The 14,565-nt window shown below is 67.7% G+C and carries 13 protein-coding genes; 9 read left to right on the forward strand and 4 right to left on the reverse strand.

Annotated features, from left to right (window positions below):
• Position 1: 1 nt before the first annotated feature.
• Positions 2 to 1,411 carry an MATE family efflux transporter gene (locus AUL32_RS17535; RefSeq protein ID WP_062117736.1) on the forward strand — a complete coding sequence of 470 codons (1,410 nt, stop codon included), beginning with the start codon at positions 2 to 4 and terminating at the stop codon, positions 1,409 to 1,411.
• Here AUL32_RS17535 and AUL32_RS17540 read toward each other — a convergent pair.
• From AUL32_RS17540 to AUL32_RS17555, 4 genes are read right to left on the reverse strand one after another with little or no spacing between them, the layout of a single operon-like run.
• Positions 1,378 to 2,214, reverse strand: a complete 837-nt coding sequence (locus tag AUL32_RS17540) for an ABC transporter ATP-binding protein (RefSeq protein WP_062117739.1) — start codon at positions 2,212 to 2,214, stop codon at positions 1,378 to 1,380. The genes AUL32_RS17535 and AUL32_RS17540 overlap by 34 nt on opposite strands.
• 7 nt (positions 2,215 to 2,221) lie before the next feature.
• Positions 2,222 to 3,262 carry a FecCD family ABC transporter permease gene (locus AUL32_RS17545; protein ID WP_062117742.1) on the reverse strand — a complete coding sequence of 347 codons (1,041 nt, stop codon included), beginning with the start codon at positions 3,260 to 3,262 and terminating at the stop codon, positions 2,222 to 2,224.
• Complete coding sequence (locus AUL32_RS17550; RefSeq protein WP_082659786.1) at positions 3,259 to 4,296, reverse strand: FecCD family ABC transporter permease; 1,038 nt, start codon at positions 4,294 to 4,296, stop codon at positions 3,259 to 3,261. The genes AUL32_RS17545 and AUL32_RS17550 overlap by 4 nt, the downstream gene beginning before the upstream one ends.
• On the reverse strand, positions 4,293 to 5,258 hold the full coding sequence (locus AUL32_RS17555) for an ABC transporter substrate-binding protein (protein WP_062117745.1): 966 nt from the start codon (positions 5,256 to 5,258) through the stop codon (positions 4,293 to 4,295). The genes AUL32_RS17550 and AUL32_RS17555 overlap by 4 nt, the downstream gene beginning before the upstream one ends.
• A gap of 600 nt (positions 5,259 to 5,858) precedes the next feature.
• On the opposite strand from AUL32_RS17555, the gene AUL32_RS17560 reads away from it, so the two are divergent.
• From AUL32_RS17560 to AUL32_RS17595, 8 genes are all read left to right on the forward strand, one after another.
• Positions 5,859 to 6,629, forward strand: a complete 771-nt coding sequence (locus AUL32_RS17560) for an aspartate/glutamate racemase family protein (RefSeq protein WP_062117748.1) — start codon at positions 5,859 to 5,861, stop codon at positions 6,627 to 6,629.
• Between the two features lie 129 nt (positions 6,630 to 6,758).
• Positions 6,759 to 7,583 carry an ABC transporter permease gene (locus AUL32_RS17565; RefSeq protein WP_244497949.1) on the forward strand — a complete coding sequence of 275 codons (825 nt, stop codon included), beginning with the start codon at positions 6,759 to 6,761 and terminating at the stop codon, positions 7,581 to 7,583.
• On the forward strand, positions 7,583 to 8,389 hold the full coding sequence (locus AUL32_RS17570; RefSeq protein WP_062117753.1) for an ABC transporter permease: 807 nt from the start codon (positions 7,583 to 7,585) through the stop codon (positions 8,387 to 8,389). Before AUL32_RS17565 ends, AUL32_RS17570 begins: the two co-directional genes overlap by 1 nt.
• A 36-nt stretch (positions 8,390 to 8,425) precedes the next feature.
• Entirely contained in the window at positions 8,426 to 9,553 is a 1,128-nt protein-coding gene (locus tag AUL32_RS17575; RefSeq protein WP_062117756.1) for an ABC transporter substrate-binding protein, read from the forward strand.
• Between the two features lie 65 nt (positions 9,554 to 9,618).
• Complete coding sequence (locus AUL32_RS17580) at positions 9,619 to 10,689, forward strand: ABC transporter ATP-binding protein (RefSeq protein WP_062117759.1); 1,071 nt, start codon at positions 9,619 to 9,621, stop codon at positions 10,687 to 10,689.
• 49 nt (positions 10,690 to 10,738) lie between these two features.
• Positions 10,739 to 12,283 carry a hydantoinase/oxoprolinase N-terminal domain-containing protein gene (locus AUL32_RS17585; RefSeq protein ID WP_062117761.1) on the forward strand — a complete coding sequence of 515 codons (1,545 nt, stop codon included), beginning with the start codon at positions 10,739 to 10,741 and terminating at the stop codon, positions 12,281 to 12,283.
• Positions 12,284 to 12,285: 2 nt separating this feature from the next.
• On the forward strand, positions 12,286 to 13,377 hold the full coding sequence (locus AUL32_RS17590) for a DUF917 domain-containing protein (protein ID WP_082659787.1): 1,092 nt from the start codon (positions 12,286 to 12,288) through the stop codon (positions 13,375 to 13,377).
• Positions 13,377 to 14,465: a DUF917 domain-containing protein gene (locus tag AUL32_RS17595; protein ID WP_062117764.1), complete on the forward strand. Its 1,089-nt coding sequence runs from the start codon at positions 13,377 to 13,379 to the stop codon at positions 14,463 to 14,465. The genes AUL32_RS17590 and AUL32_RS17595 overlap by 1 nt, the downstream gene beginning before the upstream one ends.
• Positions 14,466 to 14,565 lie beyond the last annotated feature (100 nt).

Genomic DNA, 14,565 nt, shown 5'->3' on the forward strand with positions numbered 1-14,565 from the left:
GATGTCCTCCACCTCCTCCCGCTACCGCGAGATCATCCAGCTCTCCGTGCCGATCGCCGGCATCCAGTTCGCGCAGGTCGCGCTGACCACGGTCGATCTTCTGATGATGGGCCTTCTCGGCCTCGGCGCGGTCGCCGCCGGCGGGCTCGGGCTGCTTCTCTACAACCAGCTGCGCACGATGGGCGTCGGCATGGTGACGGGGGTCGGCAATCTCGTCGCGGGTGCGGTCGGCCGCGCCGAGAAGCGCGGCGGATCGGCCGCCATCGACGCGCAGGGGCGCGAGGGGATCCGCGATCTCGTCCGCGCGTCGCTGCTGATCGCGACCGCGACGGGCCTCGTGGCGGGCGTCCTTCTCGTCGCCCTCGGCCATGCCCTGCCCATTCTCGGGCAGGACGCGGGCGTGGCGGCGATGGCGCGGCCCATCATGCTGGCGCTCGCGCCGGGGCTGGTGCCTATGCTCTGGATGAACGTCCTGCGCCAGTTCGCCGTCGGCATGCGCAGGCCCGGCTCGCTGCTCGCGGTGACGCTGGTCTCGATCGGCGTCAACGCGCTTCTCAACGCCGTCTTCGTCTATGGCTGGCTCGGGTTTCCGAAGCTCGGGCTCGCCGGCATCGGCCTCTCCACCACGCTGGTTCAGCTCTGGACCCTCGCGGTCTATTGGCGGATGGTTCGGCGCGACGCGGCGATGCGCGACCTGCTCGCCCTCGACGCCTGGCGCGCCCGTCGGGAGACGGTGATGCGCATCGCGCGCATGGGCACGCCGATCGCGCTAACCTACGGATCGGAAGCGGCGATCACCTCGATCGCCTCGCTCTTCATGGGCACATTCGGCCCCGTCGCGCTGGCGGCGTCCAACGTGGTCAACCAGCTCGCCTATATCGTCTATCAGGCCAATATCGGCCTCTCGCACGGCACCTCGATCCTGGTCAGCCGGGCACTGGGGCGGGGCGAGCGGGACGAGATCGGCCAGATCGGCGTACAGGCCCTCGCGATCAGCCTCGCGCTCATGAGCGCGATCGGCCTCCTCTACGTCCTCGCGCCGCAGACGGTGCTTCTGCCCTTTCTCGGGGAGCGGGGCGACGGCGCGGTGCTGGCGGTCGCCTCGACGCTGCTCTGGTTCGCCATCGCGCACCAGATCTTCAAGGGCTCGCAGAACATCTGCGTCGGCCTTCTGCGCGGGCTCGGCAACACCAAGGCGGGCCTCGTCAACACGCTGATCGGCTATTGGCTGATCGGCATCCCGGCCATGGCCTTCTGCGCCCATGCGACGGGATGGGGCGCCTATGGCGTCTGGTTCGGCCTGTGCCTCGGCTTCGGGGCGACCAGCCTCCTTCTGTGGCTGCGTTTCACGGTGGAACTGCGCCGCCTCGCGGCCGCTCACGCCGGGGGAGAAAGCGTCCCGGCGGCCTGAGGCGCGACACGCACAGAGCCATGCCGTCGCAGGAGATCGACGTCGAAATGCGGGGGCGCGTCGGGGGCCAGATCCACGAAGCGTCCCTGCACGCGGAACACGCGCTCGATCAGCCCGCTGGCCGCAAGCGCGCCGGGCTCGCCGTCGAAGACGCGGCGCCCCGCTTCCAGAACGCTGATCCGATCTGCCACCGACAGGGCCTGGTTGAGATCGTGGATCGCCATGACGACCGCGACCCCGCGCTCGCGGCTCAGCCGATACACGAGATCGAGAAGCTCGACTTGATGGCCGATGTCGAGAAAGGTCGTCGGCTCGTCCAGAAACAGGATGCGCGCTTCCTGCGCGAGCGCGGCGGAAATCCAGGCACGCTGCCGCTCGCCGCCCGAAAGATCGCTCAAGGGGCGCTGGGAAAAGCTCGAGAGCCCGGTGCATTCGAGCGCCCAGGCGATCGCCGCCTCGTCGCCCTCGCCGTAGGTCCTGAACAGACCGACATGGGCGAAGCGCCCCTGCCGCACGAGCTGCCCGACCGTCATCTCGTCGGGCGCCACCGGCTGCTGGGGCAGGAAGGCCAGCTGGCGCGCCAGATCCCGCCGCCCCATGGCGAAGACGGAACGACCCTCGATCTCCACCCAGCCGCCGGCTGCCCGCACGAGTCCGGCCAGGGCCTGAAGCGCCGTGCTCTTGCCCGAGCCGTTGGGCCCGATCAGCGCCCGGACCTCGCCGGGTTCGAGCTGGAGGGAAAATCCGCTGAGGGCCGTTCTCTGGCCATAGCGGACGGTGAGGTCGCAAGCGTTGAGAATCATGGGTCGCTCATGGCGTTCGACGCAGAAGGACGATCAGGAGCGGCACGCCGCACAAGGCGGTGACGACGCCGATCGGAATTTCGTCGGCCCGGCCGAGAAGGCGGCCGAGGAGGTCGCAGAAGGTGACCGTGCTCGCGCCGAGCACCACGGTCAACGGCAGCACGAGCGGGAAATGCCCGCGCGCCAGCCGGCGGGCGAGATGGGGCACGATCAGCCCGACGAAGACGATGGGTCCGACCGCGCCGACCGCGCTCGCGGCAAGCGCGCAGGACACGAGCAGCACCAGCGAGAAGCTCCTGGCGTAGGCGAGGCCGAAGGAGCGCGCGACAGCGGGTTCGAAGCGCAGGAGTTCGAGCGGGCGCCGCAAGAGCGGCAGGATCGCCAACCCCGCGAGCGTGAAGGGCGCGAGGAAGACGGCATGTTCCCAGCGCCGCGCGTAGAGGCTGCCCGACAGCCATTCGAGCAGGACCTCCATCCGCGTCGAGCCCCAGCCCGCCACGATCCCCAACGCCACGGCCTGCAACAGCGCGCCCATCGCGACGCCGCAAAGCGTCAGCCGCAGGGCTCCGAGATCGTGGCGCAGGGTCATGAGATAGATGAAGCCGCCGGCCGCGAGCCCGCCCAGCATTCCCACCGCCGGGAGCCAGGACGAGGGAAGCTCGACCACGGTGTTGGAGCCGGGATCGTGGCTGTAGACCGCGATCATCAGGAACAGGGTAACCGCGAGCGTCGCCCCTTGCGACACGCCCATCAGCGAGGGATCGGCGAGCGGATTGCGGGTGATGGTCTGGAGCAGGAAACCGGCGGTGGCGAGCTGCATCCCGGCCAGCATGCCTGTCGCGATCCGGGGCAGGCGGATGTCGAGGATGATCGAGCGCGCTCCGGCGCTCCCGCCCCCGGCCAGAACGTCGGCGACATCGCGCAAGGGCAGGTCCGCGACGCCGAAGAGCACCGCGACGAGCGGGGCGGCCAGCGTCAGCCCGACCAGTGCCGGCAGGAGCCACCGTGCCGGCGGGCGGGCGGAGAGCGAGGGTGCCAGCGGCGTCATCGGCTTGCCTCGACAGCCAGGGCGCGCGGGCGCTGAACGAGATACAGAAAGACAGGGCCGCCGATCAGCGCGGTGACGAGGCCGACCGGCAGTTCGCGCGGCGCGGCGATGCTGCGGGCGATGAGATCGGCGAGCACTGTCGTCAAACCGCCGATCGCGGCAGCGAGCGCCATGGCCCATCCCGATCCGGGCGGACGAAGAAGCCGGGCGATATGCGGCGCGGCAAGGCCCACAAAGGCGATGGGACCGGCGACCGGCACGATGCCGGCGACCGGCAGCACGGCGAGAAAGAGCACGACGGGCCGCCAGAGCGCCAGCCTCAGGCCCATGCCCATGGCCGCGCCGTCGCTTAAGGAAAGAAGATCCACGACGCGGTGGATCGACAGGGCGGCCGCCAGCGCAACCGCCACGAAAGGCGCCATGGCGGCGAGCTGCGACCAGGATCGGCCCTGCAATCCGCCTGCCAGCCAGAACAGGAGCGAGGGAACCTGCGGGCCGCTCAGAAGCAGGACATAGGTCGTGACGGCATGAAGGAAGAGCGACACGCTCATGCCGCCGAGCGCCAGATGAAGCGGGCTCGCCATCCGCCCCGAGGCGATCAGGAAGGTCGCCGAGGCCGCCGCCATGCCGCCCGCGAAACCGACCAGCGGATACCAGACCGACGAAAGGGCCGGCCAGAACACGAAGGCGGCGACGATCGGGGCCACCGCGCCGGCGCTGACGCCGGTGAGACCCGGCCCGGCGAGCGGATTGCGCGTCAGCGCCTGAAGCAGAAAGCCGGCCAGCGCCAGTCCCGCCCCGGCCAGAAAGGCCGCGAGGCTGCGCGGCAGGCGCAGCGTCCAGACCAGGATCGTGTCGACGCGCCCCGCCTTCGAGACAAGCGCGTCGAGCACGGTGCCGGGGGGCAGCGTGCGATCGCCGATCGCCAGCCCGCCGGCAATCGCCAGTGCGGCCAGCAAGAGGAGCAGGCCGATCAGGACCGGCATCCGAAGCGCCTCGCCGCGCGGCGGCGAGGCTGCGCGGCGGGTTGTCATTTCCGGATGTCGGCGGGGATCAGCTTGGCCGCCTCGGCCCGAACGTCCACGGCCGGGAACGTGTCGGGATAGAGATAATGCGCGGCCTCGCGCAGCACGATCTCGCGGGCGATCGGGCCGTTGGTCTCCACCCATTGATCGCCGACATAATGGACCCGCTTGTTCTTGACGGCGGAGAGTTGGCTCCAGATCGGGTTGTTCTCCTGCGGGCGATCCGGGCCGCTATCGTAGACGAAGATGACCTCGGGGTCCTTCTCCAGCATGGCTTCGAGACTCATCTCCATGCCGAAGCGGCCGCCCTGCGTCATCGGCCCGACGATGTTGTCGCCGCCGAGCGCGGCGACGATCGAGGCGGCCGTGTTCTCTGTATGGAAGGAGAAAGGCGTGTCGCCCGCCCACATGATCTGGAAGCGCGGATGGACGTCATTAGGAGCCTTGGCGACATAGTCCGCGAGATGCTGCCTGAAGGCGGCGTTCAGCGCCTCGCCCTTCTCCGGCTGCCCGAAGGCCTTGGAGAGTTCGGCGACTTCCCGGAAGCTCTCGTCGTACCGCTCGATATTGAAGGCGAGATAGGGGGCGATCTTCTCGTAGGAGGCGGCGTTGCCGACGGTGTAGCGCTTCATCGCGACGATGAGATCGGGCTTGGCCTGGCTGACCAGCTCGAGATTGGGCTTGGCGCGCTGGCCGAGCGAGGCCATGTCCTTGGTCAGGCCAAGCAGAAACTCGGGATCGCGCCCCTTGGTCATGTAAGTGACGGCGAAACGACTGGGAGCGACGCCGAGCGCCAGTCCGACATCTACAGCCAGATACGAGACGGCGGCAATGTTGCGGGGGTCTGAAGGAACCTCGACAATGACGCCGCGATCATCCGTGATTGGAATCGTTCTGTCATCTGCCAATGCCGGACAAGCGAGGGACAGGACAAGGAGCGAAGCGGACAATACTTTAGAATGTTTCCACATCTGCTACGACTTTCTTTCGCAACGTCGATCGTTGCGACTGTTAGCCGCATAACATGATAAATACAATCATATTTTAGGATGGCAAAAACGTCCCGTTGCGAAGCCAAATCGTTGCAGGGTGATCCCCTTCTGTTCCGTATCGAGGTGATGGAGACCTGAGATGGTTTCCGAGGTGCGGAGCTTTTGGTCCGCCACGAGCCTAACGCGCAGCGATCGGCATCCCCGGCGTGTTCTGGCGCGACGCAAGCGAAGCGACGATGCGCCGGCCGGTCAGAACGCTTGCCCCCAACTCGTAGACCTTGGACAAGCTGCGGATCAGGGTCGAACCGAAATGCTCTGTCTCGCAGCCCTTTGGAAAAACCAGGGTTGGGTTGGAGGAGTGCGGCCGTTGACTGCTTCTTAAGCAAAATAGACACCGGCGCCTCCTCGTGCAGCGCGCGCTTCTTAAAATCAGGTCGCACTATCCAGACGGGTAGGATGGTGAAGCCAAACGCCGAAATCCCGCGCTACCAATCGAGGGCAGGCCTATCCATCTGCGCGATTTCGCGAGAGGCCGAACCGGCGCACCATTCCGTTACGACGAAATCGGATGAGGGTGCCATGCACGATCGCTCCGTTCATGTTCGGGTGGTTTCACCGATCACCACGCGCGGCTTTCGCCGCGTCGAGGATCTGGAAGCCTTGGGATATCCGGGGCTTATGGTGTCGGGGTCGCAGATCGACTTCGGGCCGGGATCGATCGAAAGCGAATTCGAGACCGCCGTCTGCGCGCCCGATACGATCCGCAAGATCGTCGAGGCCGAGCGCGAGGGGGTGGACGCGGTCGTGATCGACTGCATGGCCGACCCGGCATTGCGCGCCGCTCGCGAGGCGGTTCGCATTCCCGTGGTCGGGCCGAGCCAGGCAGCCATGCATATCGCCGCCATGCTCGGTCACCGCTTCTCCGTCATCACCGTCATGCGGCGGCTGCGCGCCCAGTTCGAGAACGCCGCAGCCGTGCATGGTCTGGCGTCGCGCATGACTTCTGTCCGCCATGTCGACATCCCCGTTCTGGCGCTGGAGGACGATCTCGATGCTACGAAGCGCCTTCTGGTCGAGCAGGCGCGGCTCGCGGTCGAGATCGACGGCGCCGAGGCCGTGATCGTCGGCTGCACCGGGCTGCTCGGCTGCGCCAGCGCGGTTCGCGACGGGCTCCTCTCCCACGGCATCGACATTCCGGTGGTGGACCCGATCCCCAACGCGGTGAACATCGCGGCGGCGCTTGTCCGCTCGGGCCTGACGCAGAGCGCGCTGACCTATCCGCCGCCGCCGGAAAAGGAACTGCTCGGCTTCGAGCCGCTGAAGGCGAGCCGCCTCTTGGCGGCGGAGTAAGGCATTCCCGAGGTTCAGCAAAGAGAAGCGAGCGGCATGGATGCAACCCAAGCTCTGAGAACGCCACGGGACCGAGCGAAAGCCTCCGTCCTCAGCCGTCTCCCGCGCCCCGGCCTCTGGCTCCTGGCCTTGCCCGCCTCCCTGTTCTTTCTGGTGTTCTTCGTCCTGCCCACGGCTTCGCTCTTTGCCCTGTCCTTCAACAAGGGCGTCGCGGGCAGCGTCGCCTTCACCTCGGCCCTGACGCTCGAGAACTATGTTCGGGTGTTCACCCGCGCGATCTACTACGAGGCGATCGGCCGCTCGGTCGGGATCGGAATTCTGGTCTCGCTCCTGTGCCTCGCGCTCGGCTATCCCCTGGCCTATGTCATCGCCAAGACCACGCATCCCGGGCGCAACGCCTTTCTGATGATCCTGGTCCTGTCCTCCATGCAGCTCGACATGGTGATCCGGCTCTACGGGCTGATGGTGCTGCTCGGCGACAACGGCCTCGTGAACGGCGCGCTGGTGGCGTCGGGCCTCGTTTCCGGTCCGCTGCCGCTCATGTACAATCTGTTCGGCGTGGTGGTCGGCCTCGTGCAGGTCACGCTGCCCTTCATGGTGATCTCGCTGATCGGCGTCATCAAGGCGATCCCGCCCTCCTACGAGGAGGCGGCGCGCTCGCTCGGCGCCTCCCGCTGGGCCGCCTTTCGCGCCGTGGTGCTGCCGCTTTCCATGCCGGGCATCCTGTCGGGATCGCTTCTCGTCTTCGCGCTGTCGATCTCCTCCTATGTCGTGCCCGCCCTCATGGGCGGCTGGAAGGTGGTGACGCTGCCGATCCACATCTACCAGCAGATCGCCGAGGCGGGCCGCTGGCAGTTCGGCGCCGCGATCGCCGCTGTTCTGTTCCTGACCAGTCTCCTGGCGGTCGCGGTCTATCAGGTCGCCGCGCGGCGCACGGCCGGAGGGCGAGCCTAATGCGCGACGGCGAGACGATCCCCCTGCCGTTCAAGATCGGCGCCGCCATCGCGCTGACGGTGCTTTTGGTTCCCGTTCTGATCGTGATCCTGACCGGGCTGAACTCGGGCGACTATCTGACCTTTCCGCCCCAGGGCCTCTCCTTCCGCTGGATCGAAGCCTTTCTGACTTCGCCGACCTTCGTTCCCGCCTACCTCTTCTCCTTCAAGCTCGCGGCGGCGGCGACCCTCGTCTCCACCCTGATCGGCACGGCGGCGGCGGTCTGGCTGTCGCGCACGCTCAGCCCGCTCGGCGCGGTTCTGCGCACGCTCTTCGTCCTGCCGCTGGTTCTGCCGGGCGTCGTTCTCGGCCTTGCGCTCTACGTCTTCTTCACGACGAGCGGGATCGGCCTCGCCCGATCCTTCACCGGCCTTCTCGTCGGGCACGTCATCGTCACCACGCCGCTGGTGATCGCCACCGTGACGGCCGCGCTGGTGGATTTCGACCGTTCGTTGGAGGAGGCGGCCCGCGCGCTCGGCGCGTCGCCGCTCGGCGCCTTCCGCCGCATTACCCTGCCGATCATCATGCCCGGCATCTCGGCGGGCGCGCTCTTCGCCTTCATCGTCTCCTTCGGCCAGTTCGAGGTGACGCTCTTTCTCGCCTCGCCCGACACCCAGCCCCTGCCGATCGCGATCTACACCTCGCTGCGCTACCGCTTCGAGCCGACCGCCGCCGCCGCCGGCATCTTCGCGATCCTTCTGGTGATCGCCTCGACCGTCCTGACCTCACGCCTCGTCAATTTCCGCCGCCTGTTCGGCGGACGCTGAAGGCCGCACGCCGTTTCCACCCCGGAGAAGAACGCCATGACCGACACCCATGACAAGACCTCCCTGCAGCCCAACCGGCGGCAGATCCTCAAGGCCGGCGCCGCCTTCGGACTGGCGGCCTCCGGGGTCAATCTCTTCGCCATCAACCAAGCCTTCTCGCAGGACGTGGCCTATGACGGCACCCCGTTCGACGCCGGCGGCGCCACGATCACGATCGCGGAATGGGGCGGGTTCTGGCAGGAAACGCAGCGCAAGCTGCTGCTCGACCGGTTCGAGAAGGACTTCAACTGCCGCGTCCAGTACGACAGCTCCTTCCCTTGGTTCCCCAAATTCGTGGCCGGCGGGCCGAAGAGCCCGGCCTACGCCGTGACGAACTGGAACCTGCCGGAAATGTTCAAGACGGCCGGGGCGGGGGACTATTTCCTGCCGCAGGAGGAACTGCTGGCCAACATGCCCAACGCCAAGGGCGTCTGGCCCTTCGCGACCGCCAACGGGCTCGGCGTGACCTGGGCCTTCTCGCGCTATTGCTGGGTCTACCGCACCGACACCGGGATCGCCCCGCCCACCAGCTTCAAGGATTTCTGGGACGCGCGCTATGCCGGCAAGCGCGGCACCTATGTCACCACCAACACGCTGCAGATGGACTTCTTCCTCGCCGCCGCCATGAATTTCGGCAAGGACCAGTACGATCTCGACGCCGGATACGAGGCCATGCGGGCGGCGGTGCCGCTGAAGATCTCGGACTTCACCGGCAACATGCAGGCGCTGGTGGAACGCGGCGAGGTCGAGATCGCCGTCCAGAACGACGGCGAGGTCTATCTGCAGAAGGCCAAGGGCGTGCCGGTGGACGCCTGGATCTGGGACAATCCCAAATCGATCCTGACGCAGACCAAGACCGTCAGCCGCTATCTCGAGCCGACGCAGAAGAAGCTGGCGCTCGCGCTGGTCGATCGCACGCTCGACCCGGCCTATCAGACCGCGATCGGCGAAGTGTTCTTCTACCGGCCGAGCCACCGCGACGCCAAGCTGCCCGAAGGCCTGAAAAGCCAGGGCGTCGAAAACACCGCCAACGCCCTCGACGGCCTCTTCATGCCGGACTGGAAGAGCTATCTCGAAAACGAGGACGACATCGTCGAGACCGTCAACGAGATCTTCGCCTCCTGACGCCTTGCCGGGCTGGCTCGAAGGCCGGCCCCTTCGCCTCGCACCCCGCCGCAGGACCCGCGCCCGTGACCGACATCCGGCTCATCAAGCTGACCAAGAGCTACGGCGCCTCGCGCGCCGTCGACAACGTCGAACTGCACATTCGCGACGGTGAGTTCTTCTCGCTTCTCGGCCCGTCCGGCTGCGGCAAGTCCACGACGCTGCGCATGATCGCGGGCTTCGTGGACCCGAGCGACGGGCGCATCTGGCTGGGGGAGGACGATGTCACCCAGCGGCCGCCCGAGCAGCGCAACATCGGCATCGTGTTCCAGAACTACGCGATCTTTCCGCATATGGATGTTGCGGCCAACGTCGCCTTCGGCCTGCGCATGCGCAAGGTCGCCAAAGCCGAGATCGGGCGCAAGGTCGAGGCCGTGCTCGCGCAGGTGGGCCTGACGGGATACGGGGAGCGCTACGCCCGGCAGCTGTCCGGCGGCGAGCAGCAGCGCGTGGCGCTGGCGCGCGTTCTCGTCACGCAGCCTCGCATTCTGCTGCTCGACGAGCCGCTGTCGGCGCTCGACAAGAACATGCGCGAGGAGATGAAGTTCTGGATCAAGGATCTCCAGCGCTCGCTCGGCATCACCACCGTCTACGTCACCCATGATCAGGACGAGGCCCTGACCATGAGCGACCGGATCGGCGTGATGCAGCGCTCTCGGCTCGTGCAGGTCGGCACGCCGGAGGACATCTACGAGCGGCCCGAAACGCTTTTCGTCACCAGCTTCATCGGCCATTCCAACCTGATCGACGTCGAGATCGCGACCGTCTCCGAACGGCGCTGCCGCGTGCGCTTCGGCGGAACCGAATTCGAGGCGCGGGCGGGCGAGGGGGTCGAGGTTCAGCGGGGCGCCAAGCTCGTGGTGCGCCCCGAAAACGTCCTGATCGACGGCCAGGCGCTGCCCCCCGGCGTCGTGCCGTTTCCCGCCAAAATCCTGTCGGAAACCTACCAGGGTCCGATCGTGCGCTACCGGCTCGCTGTCGGCGGGGCCGAGATCGTGGCGGAGCGGCAGAACCAGATTCATCAGCCACGCTTCGCGCCCGGCGCCTCCGTCCTGGCGGGATGGGACCCCGGGCGCTGCGAGGCGCTCGCCGTCTGACCGCCGGCCCCTTTCAAACTTCAGTCCCAGACCTTCGAGGAAACACCCCATGCGGATCGGAATCGACGTGGGCGGCACCAACACGGATGCCGCTCTCATGGACGGCCTGCGCGTCGTCGCCGCCTGCAAGTCGCCCACCACCGCCGACGTCTCGTCCGGCGTCGTGGCCGTCCTGCGCGAGGTTCTCCAGCGCAGCGGCGTCGAGGCGGGCGCGATCCAGGCCGTCATGATCGGCACCACGCATTTCACCAATGCCGTGGTTGAGCGGCGGCGCCTGCTGGAGGTGGCCGCGATCCGGCTGGGCCTGCCGGCGACGCGCGCCCTTCCGCCCATGACCGACTGGCCCGACGACCTCGCCACGACGCTCGGCCGCCACGGCTACATGGTTCGGGGCGGACACGAGTTCGACGGGCGCGAGATCGCGCCGCTGGACGAAGCTGAGATCCTGCGCATCGCGCGGGAAATCCGCCAGAAGGGCCTTCGCTCGGCTTCCATTACGTCGGTCTTCTCGCCCGTGACGCCGATCATGGAGCAGCGCGCCGCCGAGATCCTGCGCAACGAGGTGCCCGATATCGCCCTTTCGCTCAGCCACGAGATCGGCCGGGTCGGCTTTCTGGAGCGCGAGAACGCGGCGATCATGAACGCCTGCCTCGCCGACCTGTCCCGGCACGTCGTCGCTTCGTTCCGCCAGGCGCTGCGCGACATGAACATCTCCGCCCCCTTCTTCATCAGCCAGAACGATGGGACGCTGATGACGCCCGAGCATGTCGAGCGCTATCCCGTTCTCACCTTCGCCTCCGGTCCCACCAACTCGATGCGCGGCGCGGCCATGCTGGCGGGCGAGAAGGAGGCGATGGTGGTCGATATCGGCGGCACGACCTCCGATGTCGGCATGCTGATGCAGGGCTTCCCGCGCGAGTCGGCCGTGGCGGTGGATATCGGCGGGGTGCGCACGAATTTCCGCATGCCGGATGTGCTCGCCGTCGGGCTCGGCGGCGGCTCGCGGGTGCGCGAGGACGGGCGGCGCATCGGGCCGGACTCGGTCGGCTACGAGATCACCTCCAAGGCCCTCGTGTTCGGCGGCGACACGCTGACCACGACCGACATCGTCGTCGCCGCCGGGCTCGAAGACATCGGGGACCGCTCGCGCGTGGCGCATGTTCCGGCCGCAACCGTGGAAGCCGCGCTCGCCACGATGCACCGGATGGTGGACGAGGCGGTGGATCGGATGAAGACGTCGGCCCAGCCGCTTCCGGTGGTGCTGGTGGGCGGCGGCTCGATCCTCGTGTCGCGCGATCTTCCCTCCGCCTCGCGCGTGATCCGGCCCGAAAACGCCTCGGTCGCCAACGCGATCGGCGCCGCCATCGCGCAGGTCGGCGGCGAGGTGGACCGCATCTATTCGCTGGAGGGCACCTCGCGCGACATCGTTCTCGACGGCGCGAAGAAGGAGGCCACCGAACACGCCGTTCGGGCCGGCGCGGCGGCGGGTTCGGTGAAGATCGTCGATATCGAGGAGGTGCCGCTCGCCTACCTGCCGGGCTCGGCGACGCGCATCCGCGTGAAGGCCGTCGGCGACCTCGTGATCGGAGCCTGACGATGAAGCTCAATTCGGAAGACCTGAAGGACCTGGCGCTGGGCGCGGCCTTTCTGGGAACGGGGGGCGGGGGCGATCCCTATGTCGGCCGGTTGATGGTGCAGCAATGTCTCGACGAGGGGCTGGAGGTCGAGGTGATCGACCCCTCCGAATTGGACGACGATGCGCTGGTGATCCCGACCGCCATGATGGGCGCGCCGACCGTCCTGGTGGAGAAGATCCCGAGCGGCGACGAGGCCGTGAATTCGCTGCGCTCGCTGGAGCGGCATCTCGGCCGAAAGGCTCAGGCCACGATGCCGATCGAGATCGGCGGCATCAACTCCACCATTCCGCTCGTGGTCGGCGCGCGCCTCGGCCTGCCGATCGTGGATGCCGACGGGATGGGGCGCGCCTTCCCGCAACTCGAAATGGAAACCTTCGGCGTCTACGGCGTGTCGGGCAGCCCGATGGTCGTCTCCGACGAGGACGGCGATCAAGCGCTGATCATGGCGCGCGACAACCGCGAGATGGAATGGCTGTCGCGCGGGGTCGCCATCCGTATGGGCGGCTGCGCCTATATCGCGGAATACGCCATGTCCGGCGCGGACGTGAAGCGCACCGCCATTCCCAACACGCTGACGCTCGCCATGCGCATCGGCCGGACCCTGCGCGAGGCCAAGTCGCGCCATCTCAACCCGTTCGACGCCCTGCTCGAGCTCCTGCCCCAGACGCTCTACCATCACGGCCGCATCATCTTCACCGGCAAGATCGCCGACATGAGGCGGGAAACGCGCAACGGCTTCTCGCTCGGCTCCGCCCGCATCGAGGGGCTGGGGCGCTTCTCTGGCACGATGGAGATCGAGATCCAGAACGAGAACCTCATCGCGCGTGTCGACGGCGTGGTGAAGGCCATCGTGCCCGACCTGATCTGCATCATGGATTCCGAGACCGCCGAGCCGATCACCACGGAGAACCTGCGCTACGGACAGCGCGTGTCGGTCATGGCCGTGGCGGTTCCCGAGATCATGCGCACGCCCGAGGCGCTGGCCGTGTTCGGACCCTCCTGTTTCGGCCTCGACCACCCCTTCATTCCTATCGAGACGATGGCCCTCTGATGCGCACGATCACCATCGACGATCTGGACGACCTCGCCGTCGGCGCGGCCATTCTCGGCACGGGCGGGGGCGGGGACCCCTATATCGGCAAGCTCGTCGCCCGCGCCGCGCTGGCCGAGCATGGGCCGGTGCCGCTTCTGGCCCTGGACGACGTGCCGGACGCCACGCAGGTCGTCGCCTGCGGCGCCATGGGCGCGCCCACGATCCTGATCGAGAAGCTGCCGGGCGGCGACGAGATGGAGGCGGCCTTCGCGGCCTGGGAAAACCGGACCGGGAAACGGGTCGAGGCGGTGATCCCGTTCGAGGCGGGCGGCGTCAACTCCATGGTGCCGATCGCGATCGCCGCGCGGCGCGGCCTTCCCGTGATCGACGCCGACGGCATGGGCCGCGCCTTTCCCCAGCTCGAAATGGAAACCTTCAACGTCTACGGCGTGCCGGCCTGCCCGACCGCTGTCGCCGACGAGAAGGGCAATGTCTCCGTCATCGAGACGCGCGGCGCGGCCGAGGCCGAATGGATCGCGCGCGGCCTGACGATCCGCATGGGCGGCCAGTCCTATGTCGCCAATTACGGGATGGACGGCGCCACCGCGCGCCGCGTTTCCGTGCCCGGCACCATGTCGCTGGCAATCGGCATCGGCCGGACGCTGCGCGAGGCGAAGGCGGCCAAGCGCGATCCGATCGAGGCGCTGGTCGCCTTCTTCGCGCAAACCCATTACGGCTATGCCCGCCTGATCGGCGCCGGCAAGGTTGCCGACCTGTCGCGGCGCGAGGTCAACGGCTGGTCGGTCGGAACCGTGCGCATCGAACCTTTTGAGCTCGACGCCGAGCCCATTCTGGTCGAGATCCAGAACGAGAATCTCGTGGCCGAGCAGGGGGGGCGGGTGCTCGCCGTCGTGCCCGACCTGATCTCGATCCTTGATCTCGACACGGCGGAGGCCATTCCGACCGAGCGCCTGCGCTATGGGCAGCGGGTCAACATCCTGGCCGTGCGCGTGCCGCCGATCATGCGCACGCCCGAGGCTCTGGCCGTGTTCGGCCCGGCCGCCTTCGGTCTCCCGCATACCTATCGTCCGCTCGCGGCGGACTGATCGGCCCTTGCGTCCCGGCGAGCCAAGTCTGATCCTGGAGCTTACCGGAATCAAGGGAGCGATCGGCGGGGTGAGGGCGGTTTCGAGCTTGGCCCATGGG

The sequence above is a fragment of the Aureimonas sp. AU40 genome (genome assembly GCF_001463785.1).
Classification (GTDB): Bacteria; Pseudomonadota; Alphaproteobacteria; order Rhizobiales; family Rhizobiaceae; genus Aureimonas.

Bases quoted from the DNA above. Each gene is read 5' to 3' on its own strand.
- AUL32_RS17585 (WP_062117761.1), top strand. From the start codon at position 10,739: ATGCGGATCGGAATCGACGTGGGCGGCACCAACACGGATGCCGCTCTC.
- AUL32_RS17575 (WP_062117756.1), top strand. From the start codon at position 8,426: ATGACCGACACCCATGACAAGACCTCCCTGCAGCCCAACCGGCGGCAG.
- AUL32_RS17535 (WP_062117736.1), top strand. From the start codon at position 2: ATGTCCTCCACCTCCTCCCGCTACCGCGAGATCATCCAGCTCTCCGTG.
- AUL32_RS17595 (WP_062117764.1), top strand. From the start codon at position 13,377: ATGCGCACGATCACCATCGACGATCTGGACGACCTCGCCGTCGGCGCG.
- AUL32_RS17555 (WP_062117745.1), bottom strand. From the start codon at position 5,258: ATGTGGAAACATTCTAAAGTATTGTCCGCTTCGCTCCTTGTCCTGTCC.
- AUL32_RS17550 (WP_082659786.1), bottom strand. From the start codon at position 4,296: ATGACAACCCGCCGCGCAGCCTCGCCGCCGCGCGGCGAGGCGCTTCGG.
- AUL32_RS17560 (WP_062117748.1), top strand. From the start codon at position 5,859: ATGCACGATCGCTCCGTTCATGTTCGGGTGGTTTCACCGATCACCACG.
- AUL32_RS17590 (WP_082659787.1), top strand. From the start codon at position 12,286: ATGAAGCTCAATTCGGAAGACCTGAAGGACCTGGCGCTGGGCGCGGCC.
- AUL32_RS17570 (WP_062117753.1), top strand. From the start codon at position 7,583: ATGCGCGACGGCGAGACGATCCCCCTGCCGTTCAAGATCGGCGCCGCC.
- AUL32_RS17545 (WP_062117742.1), bottom strand. From the start codon at position 3,262: ATGACGCCGCTGGCACCCTCGCTCTCCGCCCGCCCGCCGGCACGGTGG.
- AUL32_RS17540 (WP_062117739.1), bottom strand. From the start codon at position 2,214: ATGATTCTCAACGCTTGCGACCTCACCGTCCGCTATGGCCAGAGAACG.